We start from the raw sequence: 22,234 nt of genomic DNA, 5'->3' as shown, positions 1-22,234 counted from the left end.
CTTTTTTGTATAAAGCCCTACCTAGTCCGGCGACGTCCTCCCAGCTTATGCCAGAGAATGGCGCGATAGATTGCGACAGGCAGTCTAAAGATTCCCGTAACCAACCACCAAAATGACTCATAGATGGCAATCGTCTGATCCACTAATGGATGATCCTGGTCGAGCCTTTCTGGATAGTGATCGTGTCGTAATATGCCTCGATGAAACAGAAATCTGCGTAAAGGCCGGCTCAGTCGCCAACTAAAAGACTTGGTTATACGGTTTAAGTTATCGGCGAGAAAGCTCTCAGAGGCTATCTTTTGCTGTGTGAGTAGTTCGAAATAGTGGCTTTTGGACTTATTTTCATTCTGCCAATCAGTATCAAAATCCATCTTTGTTAGCCAATCGCTTTCCCCGAATCCATCTATCTTGCGCAGATCCGATGTGTATTGAGGGATAGTTATCTGATTTTTAATGATGGCCTTGGAAATACGATATACATCAGCATTCATCCGGTCAGGGTTCTGCAATTCCCGACTAAGCCTTTGCTGAAAGCCTGACCGAAATTTGAAATGGAGAAGATGAGCGCAATTTTTACTGAGAGGAACCGGCGTACATGAGTGGGTTGAACGTAAATATTGAAAACCCGTCCGCCAATAAACCAGCGGAATTTTATAGGATTTAACAAAGTAATCAGAAATACCAGATATTTGCGCTCTGGCTTTGGAGCGAATTTCAAAAAAAGGAAAAGCTAATATGCTTTTTTTCTTAAAGCTTTTATAAGATACATAGTTAGGCGTTGATTCCATTAACTCGGAAAGATTTCTTATATCATATGTATTCCCTTGAAGGTTGTCGCTAAAGAAATCTATTAGTGGAGTATATAGAGCAAAAGCTAATTCACCCTGCATAAGCTGAGTCATAACTTTCAGGGAAGTTTTACCTGAAATTTCAGGTAACCAGAGAAACTCATCAGCATCAACCACAAGAGTCCATTTTCCCTGGCAATAATTCCGGGCAATTCGGTTAACCCAATCTACACCTGCGTTTGCCTGGGGGTAGCCACAATCAACTTCGTATAGCTGGACATCATTCTGCTTCAGTAGATAGCTTACCGAGTTATCGCTACTTCCCGTATCCACCAAATGGAAACATGTCACACCTAAAGACCGGTAATGGTCAAGAAAAGCTGGGAGAATATCCAATTCATCTCGGAAGATACAAATAAGAGGGAAGCGTGTTTCACTAGCACTTTCAATGTACTTAACTACTTTCAAACTTTCACCCTAGCGAATTTACGCAGCCTTCGAATCGTTCGCTTTAAAAACCCTGGCTTATATTTTCCCCCTTTATTTTTTTTGGCTTCTTTTTGCTGTTTTCTTAGTAGTAGGAGGCTTTTCTCTTCCGAGTCGAGCCCTTCAAGGTAAGGACTTATTTGCCTGAAATCTCCTTCTTCTTGAAGGTGATTTCTGGATTTCATAGAGTTGTCACCGGTGCGATAGTAATATAAAGGATCAGGATAATAGGATACATTTTCCTTTGCTAAAATTAGCTTGCTATAGAATTCAATATCATCCTTACCTGTTCTATATCTCTCTGTATAACCTCCGTGATCTCTAAACTTAGTAGCTTTTATCAGACATGTCGCATCACCGACTATATTTACTTTCGTTGCCCAAGCTCTAGCTGGCCCCATAAAACGAATTTGAGTTCCGAGCTTACCTTCTGGAGTATTAGGTGCGCCCCTGCCGCTAAATCGGATAGAGCTACAAGTCAGGCAATCAATATCTGCAAAAGTTGCCGCGCTAACCAACTTATCTACCATTTCCGGCATCATGACATTGTCATCGTCAAAAAAAAGTAGATAATCTCCGCTTGCATTTTGTGCTGCAGTATTTCTAGCAGCCCCTACATATCGGTTTTCCTGGTATACAAACTGCCAGCCATTCTTCTGATAGTGACTTTCTAAAATTTCCAGCGCGTGTAGCGCTTCTTGTGAATGGCTACCATCATCAACCACAATAACTTCTATGCTCTTATAAGTCTGATCTTCAATGCTTTTTAACGCTTGATAGAGAAAGTCTGGACGCTCAAAATGAGTTACGCATATAGAAACCAAGGGATCATGTCTATTGGAAGATCGGGCGTTTTTAATAATTAAATGCTCTTGGCCATGCCATTTATTCCATACATCTAACGACTTCTTAAGCCTCTGGTGTTTTATACCCGGCGCAGGCAGTTTCTTTGCATGTAATTCTAACTTTCTCGCTAAAGCAATATGATTGGGCTTGAAGAGGATTTTTTTTCCATTTTCGTCATCAAGTAATTCTCGAGTACCACCAGTATCAGCAGCAATAAATGGTACTTTAGTTGCAAGGCATTCGTAGACAGAAATCGGAGAATTCTCTAACAAAGCTGGGATCACAGCCAAACGTCCTTCTCCACTCAAATACTCTACAGCCTGTATAGCATTACAATTACTTATAAAGGAGACATCTGTACTCCAATGCTTCTGGTTTTCCTCTATGAATTTTCGAGCATCAAATCGATAAGAGTACCCTCCCAAAAAAGTAATCGATGGTAATCTAACTCCTCTTTTAGCAAGAGTGTTTAATGCATTCACAAAAAGAATAATCCCCTTACGAGGCTCAAGACGCCCGAAAAAAACCCATTCTTTTGTCTCTAAGTTACTATTTTTTATGGCTTCATTATCAGGTAATAGATCGTCCAAAAATACATTTGGCCAATAGTAACTGCGGTCAGGCAGGCGGTATTTATTATTTTTCATCCAGCAGACTAAATGCTGACTCCCACAGATCAGAGTATCTGCCATCTCAGCACTTCTACGCTCCATAAATACCCACCCCAATTGCCGTTCCTCTTTAAGGAATTGTTGATTACCTTCGGCAGACCAGAGTGTTGGGGAAGAACCTTTAACAGCAAAATGTATATCTTGGAATGAAATACCAAGACTCTTGGCAAGTAATGCTATATAACCCATTCCACGCCATTCTGAAACATGGACAATATCAAAGCGATCATTTCTCTTGAGCCACTCATAGGCTGCATAGGGCATTGCCATAGTGCGAGCCATTGTCGTTTTAGCTAGTGCCTGCGGTGCAACACCATGAAATTCAACATTAAGTTTTGCAAAAAAATTTTTTGTGATTTTCATTTTCACAGGATTTTTTGCTAAACCATTAACGAAACAGATGGTGACTTTGTGACCAGATCTCTGTAGAAAAACAGCCAAATGAAAGTAAGCCGTTCCAATGCCACCATTTTTTATTGGACCAAACATATCCTCCGTTAGGATGCATATACGTTTAGGTTTCTGAACAGCTTCAAGGCGTAAATCCTCGTGAAGCTCTTTCATTATTCAAGCCACCTTAGATCGCAACTAGCATTTGTTTAAGATAACGCAATCGGCCATTTCGTAAGACAAGTCCATTTTCCTTAACACGTACGGTAATCTCTGAGTTTTCCTGCTTTATTTCAGGGGTTAATGAGAACCGGAATCCATACCAAGCTAGTTTCGGGTTTCGAGTACCGAAACGTTCCACATAACGATTCGCCGTGGCTTCAGCTACAATGTTTCCGTTTACCTCTAAGACAATCACTAAATTTTTAGCTATATTGCTTCTATCCCATGCCCATCCCTCAAGAACCCGTGGATCGAGTGCAAAAAGCTCTCGTGGTGGAATTGACCCCTTAATAGGTGAGCCAGTATATCCCTTAAATATACGTTGCAAGGTAGTACCTGATTTTTGAATCACAGCCTGAAAACTAAACTTGGGTTTAAATTCAGTTTCATTGATTTTTCCCTGCTCATGGATAATTTTTGCAATATCATGTTCAGGCTCATCCTTACCTTCTACTGTATAATCCTTGTCTACAAACTCTCCTACCTCTGCGTGACCTTGCTCATATAAAGTGGTATCTTCAGTATCTATCCCTTGAATGTTTTCAGGTGTGTTATTTTCTGATTTAGAGAAGAAACTCCAGGTATATTTTTGGTTAAATATCTCCTCAACAGCTACCTCATTAAGTATTGGACTTCCAGAGATAGCTGCAAATACATTTTTAGATAGTTTTATAACCCGTATAAAACGGGTGTAAGTCATTTCTTGATCTTCTAACAGAAACTTAATATTAAATTTTTCACCTTCTTCCCATTTATCTGGAATTGGGAATCTATGTAAAGTAAGTTCATTATCTTGTAGCTCCAAAGAAATTGACTGGGGCTCACCATTAACAATTAATTGCCTATTTCCCGGACCTTTAGCTACACAGAGCAAATGGGAATTTCTCTCGTCCAAACCAACAACTACCCTCGGATTACGATTTTTCATTTTACGAGGCCGGTCGGCATGTAAAAGCCACACAGGTTCCTCATCCAAACGATTCTTATCCCGATAAAGTGCTGGTCTTAATTTAGCTCCAATAGGCTGAGCTGAAGGAAGAAGGGCTAGTTTACGATAGGCAATATTATCATTTTCAATCAACGACATTGAGCGAAGGTAGACTGAGTTAGCGTTATTTCGAGATTCTTCCAATTCCTCTAAATAGTAATCACTACGAAGATGGCACTCAGGAATAACCATCAATTCAAACCCAAATTCTTTGTTCGCCCTTAAAATATATTCTTGTACCAAACCGTAGCGAATATCATAAGGGAGTATTGACCCCACCTTGCTTGATACCAGTTTTGGGATACAAATAATATTTGTGCCTATTGCATTTCCAAAGCTGATCTCAGAGACGATATCTCCACCTATCGGCATTACCACCTTGTTTTCAGGTAGAGATAAAAAGCTAGTGATTATGAATTCATGATTTATTTGAAGAGTTTTGCGTAACTCACTACAAAATTTTCCACCTAATCTAGAGGATGTACCATCACAGAGAATGCAAGCATCTAGAGTACTTTCAGAAAGACTTTTTGCCAGTGCAATCCCTGCTGGAAATCCAATGAAATCCACCAAACTACAATTGAGACCGGCTTCCAATAGAAAGTTAGAAGCTCTCTCAGCAATATTTTCAAGATAGGGATCAATTAATAAAAATTTGATGGAGTCGGGTCTATCAACTAAAAGTGCCTCAGAAAACTCCATAACACTCTCAGTATCCCGCAATAGAACAACCACTTCTAGGGTCGGTAGCTCCATCTCATTAGAAGCTGTTAAGGTGGGAGAGCCTGTAATCTTGGTGATCGCTTCAGCGCCACTATACTGCTTAAAAAGATCTGCTAAGTAGGCATGAAAACCATACCAAACTTGAAGGTTATAATTGTTATCAAAACTGGAATGCGCAATCTTATGCCCATTCTTCAGTACCTCTGCTAGCCTTTTCGCAAGCTCAAATGCGTAGGGTGCGATAAGACAACTTTCATGGTCTTCTTTTGCGATAAGCTCTGGAGTTCCCCCTACTCGCGTTGCAATAAAAGGAATATTATTCTCTAGTGTTTCATATACTGCCATGGTGGAGTTTTCAATCAGGGAGGGCATTACCGCTATCATATCCCTGGAACATAAAAACGAGAGAGCTTCCGGCTGGTTATAATCTGTGATGCAATTGACTTCAAAACTCCAAGTAGATGCTTTTCGCTCAATATAGTCCGCAACCTTCTCATTGTTTTGATTAGGTAAGGCTTCACCATATTTACCTAGGAAATTAACTCTGGTAGGACAATTCCCCGTCCGCTCAAGTAAATCCAGAGCGGTACAAAAGAGCTCCAATCCCTTCCGCATTTCCAAACGACCAAAGAAGGTCAATTCGTTAGTGCGAACTACATCACCAGGCTGTCGATTAATGCGTTTATCATCAACGGAAACTTCAGAAAAATCGAGAATATTTGGCTGAACATAAGTTGATGTTGGCAGCTTATAACCGACATAGCGCATAAAGCAAAGTAGATGTGCGCTACCACCAATTACCATATCGGCAAATTCAACACATTTCTGCTCAGCAAAACTCGCTGGTAACAGCTCCCTTTTTACCAATGGCTGCATTTGATAATGGCGATTCCAGAGGTGCGGGGACGATGTCTTTACAATAAATAATGTATCTTTAAACGCCAATCCCAACTTCTTAACCATCAACGCATAAATTAATCCACCTCGCCATTCGGAAGTGTGGATAACATCAAAACGTCTCTGTTCAATTAACCAGCGGTATGCCGCACTATATCGTCGCTGCCAACTCTGTGAGGGGCCAATTATTGTTTCATCCGTGTGCACCAAATAGTGCAGTGAAACACCAAAATTGGAATATTCCTCAACCCAATACTCAGGTGTTTCATTCTCAACTGTTTCACCTTTTAAGTAGAGCACATGTACTTCGTGCCCATGTGCTGCCAGTCCTTTCGCTAGGTGATAGTAGGTTGAAGCAATCCCTCCATTTCTCACCGGACCTAGGATTTCTTCTGTGGCTATACAAACTCTGAGCTTCTGGTCCGACTCAAAACCTGCATAAGCATTTAAATCAGGGAATGAATCTACTGAAAATTTGTCAATCTGCATTCTGTAGGGCCCTCTGCGAGAGGCTAGGCTTCAGAACATCCTCCTTATTGACAAAGTAATCCCATGTAATTTGAATACCGTCTCTTAATGATACCTCCGGCCTAAAGCCCAAGTACTGTTTTGCTTTAGTAATATCCGTATAGTTATGGCGCACTTCACCTGCCCTGAAAGGGTGGTTAGCTATTTCAAGATCTTCATGGCAGCCCGAGACATCCCTTAGTAAACTAATTACTTCGTTAATTGACGTCGGCTGGCCGCTACCCAGCTGAAATACCCCATTTTCTCTCTTTTCCAGAGCCCTAATTATTCCCTGGCAGAGATCGCCTACAAAAATAAAGTCTCTAGTCTGATAGCCATCTCCGTAGACATCACAGACCTGTCCTTTCAGAATATTTTTAATAAAGGCTGCTATCACACTTCCTTTGTGAAAGGAAAGCGGACCATAAACATTAGAGAATCGTAAAGAAGTTATTGATAATCCATAACTTTGAGAATATGCAGAACAGTAGGCCTCTGCTGCAGCCTTAGACGCACCATAAGCCGATGCGGGATTCACTGGCATTAATTCGTGTACTGGTGGATCAGCTTCTCCAATGATCGCCCCACCTGTAGAAGCATTAATGAGATGTTTAACCTCATACCTTCGCATTGCTTCCAGAAGATTAACAGTCCCCTGTACATTTACTTCAAAATTATAGACGGGGTTATTTATTGAATTAATAACACGTGTATCTGCAGCTAAATGTATAACAGCATCAGCTTGCTTTACAGCTTCATCTACATCCCGTTGATTTCTAACATCTCCTCTAATAAATTGGTGAGGTATTCCGGCTAATGCTGCGGTAGTGCCAGTGACCTCATTATCTAAAACTAAAATTTCGTCATATAAACTCAAAGTACTGAGATATTTGACTAAATTTGAACCTATAAATCCACATCCACCAGTAATAAGGATTCGCGTAGACATAGCTAAAGCTACCCACTAGGAAATGGTTTCAGTAACTTCACTAGTTTTTTCCCGATAGGAAATATCGGCAAGTTTATTACCCTTTGTCCAATAAGAAACGCAAGGTATTTTTGTATGATCAGCCCGATCTTGATATTGCATTGTTATATCTGTAATTTCTTGTAGAAGACTATCTTTAATAAGAATCGGCTGCCATCCAAATGAACGAAGTAAATCATTTTTTACATTGAGATCATTTCTCTCTGCCTCCTTCCTCGGGTTTGGCAGATAACTTATTTCACAGTCTGTCAGTGATTGAACTAATTGTGCAAGATCGGAAAGTGTTTGCGTTTCCGCCATCTGATTGAGAATCAGTGGCCGTTCACCGAGCTCCGGTGGATGTAAAAGTGCCTGCTCAATACATTTGCAAGTATCAGAGATATGGATAAATGCGCGAGTTTGACCACCTGTGCCATGAACAGTCAGTGGGAAACCGACAGTCGCTTGCATTAGAAATCTATTTAGGACTGTGCCGTAGTCCCCGTCATAATCAAATCGATTTATCAGACGCTCATCCAAACTAGAGAGTTCAGTCTGCGTTCCCCAAACAATCCCCTGGTGAAGGTCAGTAATACGAAGCCTGTCATTTTTCGCATAATACTGAAACATCTGCGAATCCATCGTCTTGGTCATATGGTAAATGGAGCCAGGATTAGGCGGATAAACGATAGAGTCTGAAATTTGACGATTATCAACTGTCTCTATTTTTACATCCAAGTAACCTTCAGGTATTGGTATGGGCTCCTCATGGCCGTAACCATACACTCCCATTGTACCGAGGTGAACCAAGTGAATATCAAGCTGCGTCTCTACAATCGCATTGAGAATATTATGAGTACCACAAATATTATTAGCGATCGTATAATTTTTAGTAGAGCTGCTTTTCATCGAATAGGGCGCAGCGCGCTGCTCACCAAAATGAACTATACTATCTGGCTTTTCCTCCTCTAGGAGATTTACAAGATCGTTAAATTTCTGGGAAACATCCAACTCCACAAAGCGAATAACCTTTCCCGTTAATTCAAACCAGGTATCAATACGCTCTTTCAGTTCTCGAATCGGTGTTAATGATTCTACATTGAGCTCACTATCAATTTTTCTTCTAGAAAAATTGTCAATAATAATAACTTCATGACCTAAATTACTCAGATGTAATGAGGTTGGCCATCCACAAAAGCCATCGCCACCGACTATTATCAGTTTCAAAGAGCCACCTCCACAAGTTTTGCCAACCAGGCCGTTGGCAGATCAATTTATTCAGGATTGAGGTGTTATCGTCTGCTGCTTAATTGGATAACGTGAATCTTACAAAATCCAATTTATAACACAGGCTTTCCAGCTTTACCGATTATACGAGTTAGCATCCGCGCCAACTTTTATAGATTGCACCTTGAATAGTTTTCTCAGAGAAAATAAATTTATTATTTGACAGCTCCAACTTTCACATTTATGAATATTTTCATAGCTTAAGAAAATCAGTGCTAGCTGCGAGCATGTACTCAATAATAAGCAATCTTATTATATTTGATTTAAATCGAGCGCAACTGCACCTATTTGCAGCATGCAAGTCAATATCCACGCCAAAAAACCTGGTTACCATTACTTGGAAAATTAAATGTCTACTTTAGAAATCAATCAGCTGGATAACTTTGAACAAGGGAAGCAAGCTGCATTAGCTGGAGAAATAGACCTGGCGAGAGAGTTATTGCGTCCAATTGCCGATCTCAACCCTTTTCATCCGGCTACTTATTTTCTGTGCTATGCCGAATCAAAAAATGGTTCGATTCTAAATTGTGATAAGTATGCGCTGACCTTCATCTCAAGACATCCACACCATGTAGGCATGAGAATAATCTCCGCTATGCTAAATATAGCTAAAGGAGACATAGATCAAGCTGAAAAAGATATAAAAATAGCAATCAAGTGCAACCCAGAACATAAACGAGCTCTGAAAGTCTTTGACCAAGTCAAACTGATACGAATCGAAAATAACGCCAGGGAAGCGATTGAAATTTTAGACACTTCCCGTTCTCACCCTGCATTTTCAAAACTTTCCCGCTCAAAGGCAGCAAAACAACTGAAGAAAATAGAACCTTTAGAAGATTGGGACAATCATGAATTGCAGGCTAAAATCGCATTTTTCCACAACTGCACTAATATACGCCACGCACTAAAGAATTTTGATTCGGATCTCATCACTAGTGCCGTTGAACTCGGCTACTGCTCATGGCCAAGAAAATTACATAAATATGTACAAGGGTGCAATGTTTTAGATGTCGGTTGTGGTTTTGGCGGCTATGCCATGGGCTACCTCTGTGCTGGGGCGAACAGTTATACCGGTGTAGACCCTGCAATGTCTTTAGACTCCAGGAGGGTTCGCAATAAAAGGATAAGAAAGTGGGTTAACGCTCCAATGTCCGGCCAGGACATCATGGATTTGATCCCGGATATTGATCTACGCCAGTGCTCTACCCGCGATCTCGTCGGTATAAAGACTTTTGATACGGTTTGCCTACACAATGTCACTGAGCACCTATTGGAAATTGAGGGTGTATTCGAGGATATTGCGGGGTTGTTAACCAAAGGAGGAAAAATTATATTTCTGCATCACAACTTTTATGGATGGAGTGGGCACCATATGCCTCCTCATAATCCATCAGTTTTAGACGAGGGAAATCCAGATCATCTTAAGTTTTGTGACTGGAACCATATTAATATTGTTCGCCATTTGCCACACGATCACTATTTACACACACATCTAAATCGAATTCGAATCGATGAATTACGCGCATTAACACGTAAGTATTTTAATATCGAAACCTGGGAGCTACAGCCTTCCCATAGTAATGTTTTAGAGCGTTTAACTCCGGAAATAGAGACCAGAGTAAGAGAAGAAATTCCTGATATTACACTGGATGAAATGAAGACAAATGTTGTTTTTTGTGTAGCTTACGCTAAGTAATCAATTTTTTTCGGAGCAAAATAATGTACGAAATTGATGATGCGGAAATTGCAAGGGGTTGTTATGTACACCCAGAAATTTCATTTTCTAAAACTAAAGTTCCCCAGAGCGTATTTGAGACACCAGGGATGGTCTCGATTGCGGAACGTAAATTACTCTATTCATTGGCGTCAAAAAACTTCCAGCAAAAAGGGTATATTGTTGATGCCGGAAGCTTTATGGGAGCGTCTGTGGTTTCTCTCGCACATGGGTTGATGAGTAACTCAGATTTTTCAAACAACAGAAACTCAAATATATTGGATAGTAAACCTATTAGTAGTTATGAATTGGGTTTTCTACCTAAGCCTGCAAATGGTTCGGATCGTGTTTGGGAGTGTGATTCACTAACCTATAAATTTGGAGAATCTTTTGTTCCTATTCTAGAAAATAGCATTTCTCCATTTCAGTCATTGATAGAACTAAATATCGGTGATTTTAATGAGTTTTCCTGGCCTGATAATCCAATTGAAATTTGTTTTATTGACGTATGTAAAACTCAGGACCTAAATAAACATGTTTCAGCAGAGTTTATGCCAAAGCTTATTGAGGGAGAATCATTTTTCATTAATCAGGATTTTTTCTTTGACCGTTTACCATGGATTAAAGTAACCATGGGATATCTTGAAGATTATTTCGACTGGTATGGGCAAGTATTTTCAAGTTCGATCTATAAGTGTAAAAAACCAATTCCTAAGGAAGTAGCAGAATACGACCCATTCACCGAGGCTAGCCTAGAGGAATGCTTGAAGCTCCACGATAATCATCCTAAAGAACATCTAACAGATGCTCATAAATTGAGAATGTGTTTGTCTCGCTCATACCTTATTGCAATGAAAGGGGATAAAGATGAAGCACTAGATTATCTCAAAGTAGTTGAAAGTGATTATGAGCATATGATGGATGAAAATACTTCTATAGACAGAAATGATCGTTTTCGATTCAACAGAGCTGTTCGGCAAATAAAAAGCGGAATTTTTAGTTGAAAACTAGTATTTGGGATAAATTAGAAAGGTCAGAAGTATAATTTCTGACCTTTTAGTTCAAACAAAATATATTTAAATTTAAGCGGGACTTATATTCATATCTTTTCCCAAAGCTACATCAAGTTCATGAGCTCGCTGAAATGCTTTACGGTGAGATAAACGAGTTACATACTCCTGATACTCTTCACGTTTATCTATAGTTCCAAACTGTAACCCCCACCCCAGCTGTGCACCAATATATACATCTGCTGCTGTAAAACGTTCTCCAACAATATACGGGTTTGATTTAATCGCACTAGATAGCGTATCTAGTGCCAATTTATAATTATCGTAACCCAACATTTGCTGTTTATCTTTAGCCACATCTTCATCAAAGATATATTTATTCACAATGGCGGACTCCAGAGGTCCAGCCGAATAAAACATCCACCGGTAATAATTGGCACGCTCTTCGTTATTTATCGGAGACAAACCTGAACCGGAAAATACATCTGCCAAGTAGACACATATTGCTGCTGCTTCAGTTATTATTTTGTTGTCGTGCACTAGTGTTGGAACTTTTCCCATAGGATTCACAGCAAGATACTGTGGCGATTTCATGTCTTCGCCATATTCAAGTACTTTAGTTTGATAGGATACCGATATCTCCTCTAGCATCCATCGAACAATACAGCCTCTCGATTGAGGGTTCGTATAAAAGATGATTTTATTTGCCATTTCAATATCTCGAATTTATATGGAGACATAAATTTTAGCTAGGCTAGTATCATTTATTCGAGAGCTTTACATGTCAAGTTGTTTAGTAGAAGTACTATCTATTTGCTTGGACAATTCACTCGGCTAATTCCACAGTTATATTCTCTGGCCCCAAGATAAATGCTAATTTTTTATTTTGATATTCCAATATTCCACTTCTTGTGCTAATTCCTTGCTTCGATAAATACTCTAAAGCCTCATTCAAATTATCTACCTTCAAACACAAATGGTTATAACCGGGCCTTGCCAAGTCAATTAGTGATGGATTAGTTTTAACCACTGGATTTCGGTAGTGAAGTAGCTGTATCTCGAATTTCGGAGATGACTGCTTTAGTACCATCGTAAAGTGATCTGCTTCTACATTATCCACCTGGAGATACCGTGACGCTTTCTCGCCAGTTAGAAAATTTTTGAGTAGAAGCTCAAAACCCAGCAATTCAAAAAAACTGACACTTTCCTCTAATTTCGTAACAACTACTGTTACGTGATCTGGATGTTTAAACATGGATTGAGAGCCTTCAATCTAGATTTAAGTACAAGTTTAGATGGAATTTATTAAGGTTTTTCCAAATACAAAATATACAAATCAAATTTCTGTATTTTTAAGTAGATTATTACTCAATATATAAGTTAATTTGTTGTTTTGTATTCCAGCTCTTCTAGAGACAACCGAAATAAATTTGTCACATTATCTTTCAAATGCTAAATATATAGATTTGCTTATTGTTTTAACGGAGTGAACTGGTGGTCGAAACTTTATCCTTAAGCAGCAATATAAAGTCCAATTTAGCTAAATTATTTCTATTACTCTCAGCCTCTAGCAACTTTGTTTATGCAGAGACAACTATATATCAAGGTGACATACTTCATTTTACTGCCGACCCGGCGAAGACTAGTAAAGCTTATGAATATATTGAAAATGGTGGATTAATTGTCAAAGATGGAATAATTGCCGAGATAATTTCTGAAGAAGAAATTTCGAAAAAACAAAGAGGCGCAGAGATTGTAGATTATCGTGGCAAGTTAATACTTCCCGGCTTTATCGATTCTCATATTCACTATCCACAGACGGGGATGATTGCGGCTCATGGCGAGCAATTATTAGAGTGGCTTAAAGAATACACCTTTCCAACTGAAAGTAAATTTTCCGACAAAGAACACGCGAAGCAAGTTGCAGAGTTCTTTATTAGTCAGTTGCTAAAGAATGGCACAACATCAGCACTTGTATTTGGTACCGTTCACCCAGAGTCTATAGATGCTCTCTTTGAAGTTGCCCAACGGGAAAACATGCGACTAATTGCAGGCAAGGTACTGATGGATCGCAATGCTCCAGAATACCTGCAAGATACGCCCGAAAGTGCTTATTCCGATAGCAAGAAGCTAATCGAACGTTGGCATAATAAGGATCGATTGAGCTATGCCATTACTCCAAGATTTGCCCCGACAAGTACTCCTGAACAGCTTAAGCAGGCAGCTAAGTTACTAGATGAATATCCCGATGTGTATATGCATACCCATGTTTCCGAAAATAAGGATGAAATTAATTGGGTAAAATCATTGTTCCCAGAAGTAAACAGTTATCTTGATGTTTATAACATATATGGATTAAATCGGGACCACTCAGTGTTTGCTCATGGTATTTATCTGGATGACCAAGAGATGGAAAGTATGGCTTCAGTAGGTAGCGCTATAGCTTTTTGCCCAACGTCTAATCTGTTTCTAGGGAGCGGATTATTCCCGCTTAATAAAGCTGAAGAAATCAATGTTAGTGTGGGCCTGGGAACCGATGTAGGAGCTGGCACCAGTTTCTCGATGTTAGAGACTATGGATGAGGCCTATAAGGTGATTCAGCTACAAAAATCCATCGGCAATAACACCGGAGTGAAAACCCTCTCTCCATTAAAAGCACTTTACCTTGCTACGTTGGGATCTGCCAAGGCATTAGATATTGATGACAAAGTCGGGAGTTTTGAGAAGGGTAAGGAAGCTGATTTTATCGTAATTGATTTAAAAGCCACCGATTTAATGAAATTTAGAATGAAGTCGGCTAGAACCCTCGAAGAGAAATTATTTGCACTTCAGGTACTCGGTGATGACAGGGCTATACATAGCACATATATAATGGGAAATAGAAAATAGTTCATCTAGAACTTGATATCGCATTACCTATTTTTCGGTATTCTTCTTGTATTCGATTTAGGTTATCAACCCCAAGGTAGTACTCTTCACCATCGCCAAACATACTCTCCCAAACAAAAGGGTATATGGCAATTACCTTGGGGTTTCCTATCGCAAAGTCATAAGCTTGCCTAGCCTGGCTAATTAATTGTGGCTCTGTAATGCTACCGAAGGCTCTATTCGATGTTTTAAAAGCTCTCGGGATAAGATAATATTTTGCATCTAAATGTGATGTTCTTCTCATTAGTTTTTCGACTATCTTATTTTGAAAACTTACTCCTACGTAATAATTTACAGCAAATAGATTATATTTTTTTGGTACCATTTCCTCAAAACGTGATCTTCTGACCGTTTCATTCATAAATGTAATTGCTCTTTTTGCTTTTGGAAAACTATCTTTAACTAGTTGAGCGATCTCTTCAAGATAGAGCTTAAGCGTTATGTTACTTAATTTTGAGCGATAAAATGGTTCATCTAGCGGGTCAAAGGCCATTATAATATCGCTAAATGGCTCTAACTGCCTCTTTGCTCTTTCCCAGCGTTCAAGATAATCCTCTCTTTTCCTATAGGTAGGATAACCATCAAAAAATATAGGTGCTAGTTGTATCCAAAGCTTTAATCCATGACTTCTGGCTTCTTTCATTATATCTATGTCATAGTAATATACGTCTACAAAAGTGGTGAATGACGCAACTTGAGCAATTTCATCTATTGTCCAACCGGAATGAAAAAATCCAAAATCCGTTAGATGCTCTGGCACAATATTACCTGGATTTATAGCTGTCGATGACACAATGTTTCCATGCAAAAAAATGCGTTCTGTTTGCTTCAAGTTAGCGCCCAAAGTAGGGGGGCTGCCCTCAGCATGTGTATTTTTAGAAAGAGCATATAAAACAACAAAAGTGAAAATCAATACGCCAAATGCCAAGTGCTTCATCGTTGAAAACATCTTTAATATGAATCCATAAAGTTTCATTAGTTAGTGTAGCAACAAGGTACTCTATATAGCTTTCTATTTTATATGTGAACTTAACTATCAAGTGAGACAGTTATTATATTTATCGTCCTTTATATGCAGGTATTAGCTCATATAGCTTATACCTGCTAAATAAATTATTGTGACACCATTAGATACTGTTTTGTTTCAACATCAAAAACAGCAACGCCTCGATTTGGCATAGAGATATACAGAACATTTTTAGCTTGATCTACTGCTGGAGTAAGCAGCATATCCTCCCACTCTTGTTGTATGGCACTTAAAAGCAGGGTTCTATTTCCAGTTTCTCTATCTATAGCCAAAAGTTCCATGTTAACTGGTTCATCATCGCTGTCTGTGTGATTGTAATCTTCTACATATATTAGATTACCTTCACTGCTATACGCCAAATCCCCTAATTCATGGACACTTTCTCCAGCGCCAATTTCATTACTTGATATGATTTTTGTTATTTCATTTTCCAGATTAAACTCAACAACTTTCCCATGAATATCTGAAATGTATATTTCTGTAGATTCTGCATTTATTGAGATATGGTTTGGATACCAGAACCCCATATCGGGGAAAGAATTGATTTCAGTTCGATCGCCAGACTGTAAGTCTATCGATATCAGTGAGCTACTAGAAATAGCGAGTATTCTATCTCGAGTAGTATCTATAGATAGTCCTGTAAGGCCATTAAAATTCTCTCCAATACCGACACCAGGACCAGAAATAACCAATCTTTCCCCTGTTTCTGGATCTACTTTAATTATACTTTGAGAATTTATTTCTTGTACGTAGATATTTCCGTTTCGACTATCTACTGCCAAATCTTGAAAGTGACCCTCGACTAGCCCTTCTCCATTATTTGGACCAGATATAATCTCCCGATCACCAGTTTGTGGATCTATCGCTATTACTTGGTGAATATCATCATATTCATATTTAGAGTATCGGGATTCTGCATAGTTATGATTGAGTAGAATAAGTCTTTGATTGTACTCATCATATGTTAGGTCAAAATTTGTCGAGAGTAGGGGACCTTTTCCTCTTATTCTTTTTGATACTAGTGTTCGGCTTCCATTTTCCTTATTAACCAAAAGAGTATGCCCTGTTGAGCATGCGCTAATTAGAATTGATTCACCCGTATCAATGATACCATTCTTCGCTTCATCAAAATTGAGGTTTTCATCACCTATGTCTAATTCTGACGACACTAGCTTTCGATCACCACTAATTAGGTCGATCTCAATCAACCTGCTGTGGGTATCACTGACATAAGCTAAGTTGACTTCCAAATCAATCGTTAAGCCTGTCAAGTTTTGTAGAGACTCTCCCGAGCCTACACTCACTCCTGATAATTCGGTTGCCTGCCAAGTAGCAGGATTTAACTCCAGTAATCCATCCTCACTTACAACAAAAAATCGTCCGTCGACAATTTCGAAACCTTGATTGAAATAGCCTACTGAATTTCCGTTTTCATAATTAAAAGAGGATATTTTTTCACGGTCCCCGGTGATAGGGTCTACTTTTATTAAATAGCTCGGAAAATAATTTTGCACATAGATATCACCAGAACTGATATCAATAGAAATTTGTGGTCTTCTCCCAAATGACAGTGAATCATCCCCTGACTCGGAAATGATATTTAAGCTATTAAATTCACGATCGATAGAAATTAGCTGGTCATTTTGGATTATTAAGAAATTACCCGTAGTGTGGTCAAATTCAGCTCCGACCACATCGGAGAACTCTGAGGAAATATAATCTTCCTGCATGCTTTCCAGATTTAATACCCTAGTAGGGTTAAAGGCGTACGCTAGATTTCTATCGCTATCAAATGCCAACGGACCGCAAAATCTGTAGCTATTAAATCCGTCATAGCTATTAACACTCACTGAGGCAGCAGCTGGGGAGGTATTCCCATTAATATCTGTTACCTCAATATTAATGCTAGTCGTAGTGCCTTCCTCAAGCGTTATTTCAGCCTGCCAGGTTGCAAAATCATCATCCGATGTTGCGTCAATTCCATTTACTGATACCCTGGCAACACCAACATTATCATTTGCACTACCACGCACAACCAGCTGCTCTTTATCACTCCATAGCCCGTCGCTAGCGGGAAAGATAATACTTGCGCTTGGGTATTCACTATCGGTTTCCTCTTTCGGTATCGAAGAGTCGTTGCCCCCTGAAGAAGAACCCCCTCCGCATCCAACCATTAAGTACATCAGGAAGGTTATTAATAAGTAGTTTCTAAAAGAGGTTTTCAACATAAATGCTCTTTGATGTAGAGGAGTAACGGCACATATATAGGCGGGAAAGCTAACCCCCTTCACTTTATAAGAGCCACTCGAAAAAATAGATATAAAAAAAGCAGCCGAAGCTGCTTTTTTGTCGCCTGGAAACAGGCCTTACGAGAAAGTAAGAACTGTTTACTTACCGGCCGCCTTGCGAATTGCCTGCAGGGTACGCAGACGCGCTTCGGCTTCGGCCAGCTGGGCTGAGATGCGCGCGTAGTCGACTTCAGACGGTGCCTTGTGCAGGGCGTGTTCCGCTTCTTCGCGGGCCTTCTGCGCGGCGTCTTCATCGATCTCACGTTCGGCTACATCAGCGAGGATAGTCACCATATTAGGTTGTACCTCGGCGTAGCCACCGCTGACGAACAGTACTTCCTCTTCACCACCGGGCTTGATGATGCGCACCGGACCGGCTTTCAGAGCGGTGAGCAACTGGGCGTGACCGTAGGAGAGCCCCAGCTCACCTTCGATACCGCTCACAATCACCATCTCTACCAGCCCGGAGAAGAGAGACTGCTCGGCGCTGACAATGTCACAATGTACTGTCATGGCCATAGTATATGCCTCTCTCGATTAGCCCTTGGCTTTGTTGGCTTTTTCCACAGCTTCGTCGATGGTTCCCACCATGTAGAAGGCCTGTTCCGGCATGTGGTCATATTCACCGTTCAGGATGCCCTGGAAGCCACGGATGGTTTCTTTCAGGGAAACGTATTTACCTGGTGCACCGGTGAAGATTTCCGCAACGTGGAACGGCTGGGACAGGAAACGCTCGATCTTACGGGCGCGGGCTACGGTCTGCTTGTCTTCTTCAGACAGCTCGTCCATACCCAGGATCGCGATGATATCCTTCAGCTCTTTGTAGCGCTGCAGTACAGACTGTACGCCGCGAGCCACTTCGTAGTGCTCCTGACCAATTACCTGTGGGTCCAGCTGACGAGAGGTGGAGTCCAGCGGGTCAACAGCCGGGTAGATACCTTTAGCGGCGATATCACGGCTCAGTACTACAGTGGAGTCCAAGTGCGCGAAGGTGGTCGCCGGAGACGGGTCAGTCAAGTCATCCGCCGGTACGTATACCGCCTGGATAGAGGTGATAGAGCCAGTCTTGGTGGAGGTAATACGCTCCTGCAGAACGCCCATCTCTTCCGCCAGGGTCGGCTGGTAACCTACCGCAGAAGGCATACGGCCCAGCAGTGCGGATACTTCGGTACCGGCCAGGGTGTAGCGGTAGATGTTGTCGACGAACAACAGTACGTCTTTGCCTTCATCACGGAATTTCTCCGCCATGGTCAGACCGGTCAGGGCTACACGCAGACGGTTGCCGGGCGGCTCGTTCATCTGGCCGTAAACCATCGCCACTTTGGAGTTGGCTTTGTTTTCCAGGTCAACAACGCCGGATTCAGCCATCTCGTAGTAGAAGTCGTTACCTTCACGGGTACGCTCACCAACACCTGCGAACACGGACAGACCGGAGTGCTCGGTAGCGATGTTGTTGATCAGTTCCATCATGTTTACGGTTTTACCTACACCGGCACCACCGAACAGACCAACCTTACCACCCTTGGCGAACGGGCAAACCAGGTCGATTACCTTGATGCCGGTTTCCAGCAGTTCGGTAGAGCTGGACTGCTCTTCGTAGGTCGGTGCAGCGCGGTGGATAGAGGAGCGCTCTTTCTCACCGATAGGGCCACACTCGTCAATCGGGTTGCCGAGCACGTCCATGATGCGACCGAGGGTTTCCAGGCCAACCGGTACAGAAACCGGAGCGCCGGTATTGCGCACGGACAGACCGCGGCTGACACCTTCGGATGAACCCATGGCAATAGCGCGTACCACGCCGTCACCCAACTGCTGCTGCACTTCCATGGTGAGGTTCTTGTCCTCAACCACCAGTGCGTCGTATACATTCGGAACAGAATCGCGTGGGAATTCCACGTCGATGACCGCTCCGATCACTTGCACAATTTGCCCGTTACTCATTTCCGGATCCTCAGCTTTAAATTCTTTCTAGGCTGACCATTACTGGCAGCGGATTAAACCGCCGCCGCACCGCCGACAATTTCGGACAGTTCCTGGGTAATGGCCGCCTGGCGCGCCTTGTTGTAGACAAGCTGCAACTGATCGATCAGCTCACCGGCGTTATCGGTGGCGCTCTTCATCGCGATCATACGCGCTGCCTGTTCACAGGCTTTGTTTTCAACTACTGCCTGGTATACCTGGGACTCGATGTAGCGAGCCAGCAATCCATCCAGCAATTCAACCGGATCCGGCTCGTAGAGGTAATCCCACTCGTGCATGAGTTTTTCATCTTCGTCCTTCGGCAGCGGCAGCAATTGCTCAACCTGCGGCTTCTGGGACATGGTGTTGATAAACTCATTGGATACCAGGAACAGGCGATCGATATCGCCTTCTGCGTAACGGTCCAGCATTACCTTAACTGAGCCAATCAGCTGGTTGGCCTGGGGCGCATCGCCCAGATCGCGTACCGCTGCGACAACCTTGCTGCCGATGGCATTAAAGAAACTGGCCGCCTTGTTACCTACCGCACAGACTTCGACGTCGACACCCTGCTCGGACCACGCCTGCATCTCGCGAATAGCGGCTTTGAACATATTGACGTTCAAGCCACCACAGAGTCCGCGGTCAGTGGATACCAGGATAAAACCGACCCGCTTGGCCTCGCGCTCTTGCAGGTAAATATGCTGGTACTCGGCCGAAGCGTTGGCGACGTGGCCGATCACTGCGCGTATGCGCTGGGCGTAGGGACGCCCCAGTGCCATGCGATCCTGAGCCCTACGCATCTTACTTGCTGCAACCATTTCCATTGCGGCAGTAATTTTCTGCGTGCTCTTGATGCTGGCAATTTTTGTGCGTACTTCTTTTCCGCCTGCCATAGTGATTTACCTTGTTCGCTGGAAGTTAGATTCCGAAAGAGCGGACACGCCGCTCTTTCGCGCTCTCCAGGGAGTTCTTACCAGCTGCTAGTAGCGACGAACTTCTCGATAGCGGCTTTGAAAGCTGCGTCGATTTCGTCGTTGTAGTTACCAGTGCTGTTCACTTTCTCCATCAGCTCTGCGTGTTCGCTGTTCATATAAGCGAGCAGGGCGGCTTCGAAATCGAGAACCTTGGCAACTTCTACTTCTTTCAGGTAACCCTTGTCGGCGGCGTAAACGGAAACAGCCATGTCCGCGATAGACAGCGGAGAGTACTGTTTCTGCTTCATCAGCTCGGTTACGCGCTCACCGTGATCCAGCTGGGCTTTGGTAGCTTCGTCCAGGTCAGAGGCAAACTGGGAGAATGCCGCCAGTTCGCGGTACTGAGCCAGAGCGGTACGGATACCACCGGACAGCTTCTTGATCACCTTGGTCTGCGCTGCACCACCTACACGGGATACAGAGATACCCGGGTTGATCGCTGGGCGGATACCGGAGTTGAACAGATCGGTCTCAAGGAAGATCTGGCCGTCGGTAATGGAAATCACGTTGGTCGGTACGAACGCAGATACGTCACCGGCCTGGGTTTCGATGATCGGCAGGGCGGTCAGAGAGCCGGTTTTGCCTTTCACTTCACCGTTGGTGAACTTCTCTACGTAGTCGGCGTTTACACGCGCGGCGCGCTCCAGCAGACGGGAGTGCAAGTAGAAAACGTCACCGGGGTAGGCTTCACGTCCAGGCGGACGCTTCAGCAACAGGGAGATCTGACGGTAGGCCCAAGCCTGCTTGGTCAGGTCATCGTATACGATCAGGGCGTCTTCACCGCGGTCGCGGAAGTACTCACCCATGGTACAACCGACGTAGGGAGCCAGGAACTGCATCGCTGCCGGATCGGCGGCGCCAGCGGCTACTACGATGGTGTGATCCATAGCGCCGTGCTCTTCGAGCTTGCGCACTACGTTGGCAATAGAGGACTGCTTCTGGCCCACGGCAACGTAGACACACTTAACGCCGGTGCCTTTCTGGTTGATGATGGCGTCGATCGCCACAGCAGTCTTACCGATCTGACGGTCACCGATGATCAGCTCACGCTGGCCACGGCCAATCGGGATCATGGTATCAACCGCTTTCAAACCGGTTTGTACAGGCTGGTCAACGGACTGACGGGCAATAACGCCAGGCGCTACTTTTTCTACCGCGTCGGTCAGCTTGTTGTTCAGCGGGCCTTTGCCGTCGATCGGGTTACCCAGCGCGTCTACAACGCGGCCGAGCAGTTCCGGGCCAACGGGGGTTTCCAGGATACGGCCGGTACAACGGCACTTCTGGCCTTCAGCCAGCGCCTTGTAGTCGCCCAGGATTACAGCACCAACGGAGTCGCGCTCCAGGTTCAGCGCCATACCGTAAACGCCGCCTTCGAACTCGATCATCTCGCCGTACATCACATCGGCCAGGCCGTGGATGCGGATGATGCCGTCGGATACGGAAACAATGGTGCCCTCATTTTGGGCTTCAGTGCTCACATCGAGATTTTCGATGCGGCTCTTGATGATTTCACTGATCTCAGAGGGATTCAGTTGCTGCATGCTCTGTTCCTCAAGTCC

16 protein-coding genes are annotated in these 22,234 nt (G+C 42.7%); 3 read left to right on the top strand and 13 right to left on the bottom strand.

The window, feature by feature from the left end; translation table 11 throughout:
• Positions 1 to 17: 17 nt before the first annotated feature.
• From ACJJI3_RS16975 to ACJJI3_RS16955, 5 genes are read right to left on the bottom strand one after another with little or no spacing between them, the layout of a single operon-like run.
• Positions 18 to 1,256 carry a glycosyltransferase family 2 protein gene (locus ACJJI3_RS16975; protein WP_444940371.1) on the bottom strand — a complete coding sequence of 413 codons (1,239 nt, stop codon included), beginning with the start codon at positions 1,254 to 1,256 and terminating at the stop codon, positions 18 to 20.
• Positions 1,253 to 3,355 carry a glycosyltransferase gene (locus ACJJI3_RS16970; protein WP_444940370.1) on the bottom strand — a complete coding sequence of 701 codons (2,103 nt, stop codon included), beginning with the start codon at positions 3,353 to 3,355 and terminating at the stop codon, positions 1,253 to 1,255. The genes ACJJI3_RS16975 and ACJJI3_RS16970 overlap by 4 nt, the downstream gene beginning before the upstream one ends.
• Before the next feature lie 13 nt (positions 3,356 to 3,368).
• Positions 3,369 to 6,500, bottom strand: coding sequence for a glycosyltransferase family 4 protein (locus ACJJI3_RS16965; protein WP_444940369.1), 3,132 nt, complete (start codon positions 6,498 to 6,500; stop codon positions 3,369 to 3,371).
• Positions 6,490 to 7,467 carry an NAD-dependent epimerase/dehydratase family protein gene (locus tag ACJJI3_RS16960; protein WP_444911827.1) on the bottom strand — a complete coding sequence of 326 codons (978 nt, stop codon included), beginning with the start codon at positions 7,465 to 7,467 and terminating at the stop codon, positions 6,490 to 6,492. Before ACJJI3_RS16960 ends, ACJJI3_RS16965 begins: the two co-directional genes overlap by 11 nt.
• 15 nt (positions 7,468 to 7,482) lie before the next feature.
• Entirely contained in the window at positions 7,483 to 8,712 is a 1,230-nt protein-coding gene (locus ACJJI3_RS16955; RefSeq protein ID WP_413663865.1) for an NAD-dependent epimerase/dehydratase family protein, read from the bottom strand.
• Positions 8,713 to 9,121: 409 nt separating this feature from the next.
• On the opposite strand from ACJJI3_RS16955, the gene ACJJI3_RS16950 reads away from it, so the two are divergent.
• Both ACJJI3_RS16950 and ACJJI3_RS16945 read left to right on the top strand, forming a co-directional pair.
• Positions 9,122 to 10,468 carry a methyltransferase gene (locus ACJJI3_RS16950; RefSeq protein ID WP_413663866.1) on the top strand — a complete coding sequence of 449 codons (1,347 nt, stop codon included), beginning with the start codon at positions 9,122 to 9,124 and terminating at the stop codon, positions 10,466 to 10,468.
• 23 nt (positions 10,469 to 10,491) lie between these two features.
• Positions 10,492 to 11,490 carry a hypothetical protein gene (locus ACJJI3_RS16945; protein WP_444911828.1) on the top strand — a complete coding sequence of 333 codons (999 nt, stop codon included), beginning with the start codon at positions 10,492 to 10,494 and terminating at the stop codon, positions 11,488 to 11,490.
• 78 nt (positions 11,491 to 11,568) lie between these two features.
• Here ACJJI3_RS16945 and ACJJI3_RS16940 read toward each other — a convergent pair whose 3' ends face one another.
• Together ACJJI3_RS16940 and ACJJI3_RS16935 are read right to left on the bottom strand one after the other, a co-directional pair.
• Entirely contained in the window at positions 11,569 to 12,207 is a 639-nt protein-coding gene (locus ACJJI3_RS16940) for a glutathione S-transferase family protein (RefSeq protein ID WP_444940368.1), read from the bottom strand.
• A 115-nt stretch (positions 12,208 to 12,322) separates the two neighbouring features.
• Entirely contained in the window at positions 12,323 to 12,751 is a 429-nt protein-coding gene (locus ACJJI3_RS16935; protein ID WP_444934527.1) for a VOC family protein, read from the bottom strand.
• A gap of 239 nt (positions 12,752 to 12,990) precedes the next feature.
• Here ACJJI3_RS16935 and guaD point away from each other — a divergent pair, with 239 nt between their 5' ends.
• Complete coding sequence (gene guaD / locus ACJJI3_RS16930; protein ID WP_444940367.1) at positions 12,991 to 14,385, top strand: guanine deaminase; 1,395 nt, start codon at positions 12,991 to 12,993, stop codon at positions 14,383 to 14,385.
• 1 nt (position 14,386) lies between these two features.
• On the opposite strand, the gene ACJJI3_RS16925 is transcribed toward guaD, so the two are convergent.
• The 6 genes from ACJJI3_RS16925 to atpA form a co-directional block, all read right to left on the bottom strand.
• Positions 14,387 to 15,373 carry a hypothetical protein gene (locus ACJJI3_RS16925; RefSeq protein ID WP_444940366.1) on the bottom strand — a complete coding sequence of 329 codons (987 nt, stop codon included), beginning with the start codon at positions 15,371 to 15,373 and terminating at the stop codon, positions 14,387 to 14,389.
• Between the two features lie 164 nt (positions 15,374 to 15,537).
• Positions 15,538 to 17,679, bottom strand: coding sequence for an NHL repeat-containing protein (locus ACJJI3_RS16920; protein WP_444940365.1), 2,142 nt, complete (start codon positions 17,677 to 17,679; stop codon positions 15,538 to 15,540).
• A gap of 159 nt (positions 17,680 to 17,838) precedes the next feature.
• Positions 17,839 to 18,258 (bottom strand): F0F1 ATP synthase subunit epsilon, encoded by a 420-nt coding sequence (locus ACJJI3_RS16915; RefSeq protein ID WP_108735087.1) that lies wholly within the window; start codon positions 18,256 to 18,258, stop codon positions 17,839 to 17,841.
• An 18-nt stretch (positions 18,259 to 18,276) separates the two neighbouring features.
• Positions 18,277 to 19,680, bottom strand: a complete 1,404-nt coding sequence (gene atpD / locus ACJJI3_RS16910) for a F0F1 ATP synthase subunit beta (protein WP_282930574.1) — start codon at positions 19,678 to 19,680, stop codon at positions 18,277 to 18,279.
• 53 nt (positions 19,681 to 19,733) lie between these two features.
• Positions 19,734 to 20,594 (bottom strand): F0F1 ATP synthase subunit gamma, encoded by an 861-nt coding sequence (atpG, locus tag ACJJI3_RS16905; RefSeq protein ID WP_444895613.1) that lies wholly within the window; start codon positions 20,592 to 20,594, stop codon positions 19,734 to 19,736.
• 77 nt (positions 20,595 to 20,671) lie between these two features.
• Entirely contained in the window at positions 20,672 to 22,216 is a 1,545-nt protein-coding gene (gene atpA / locus ACJJI3_RS16900; protein ID WP_108735090.1) for a F0F1 ATP synthase subunit alpha, read from the bottom strand.
• Positions 22,217 to 22,234 lie beyond the last annotated feature (18 nt).

Source organism: Microbulbifer maximicatervae (SeqCode) (genome assembly GCF_052466985.1).
Note: the sequence above shows the minus strand (reverse complement) of the source record. Positions and strands in the feature narration are given on the sequence as shown.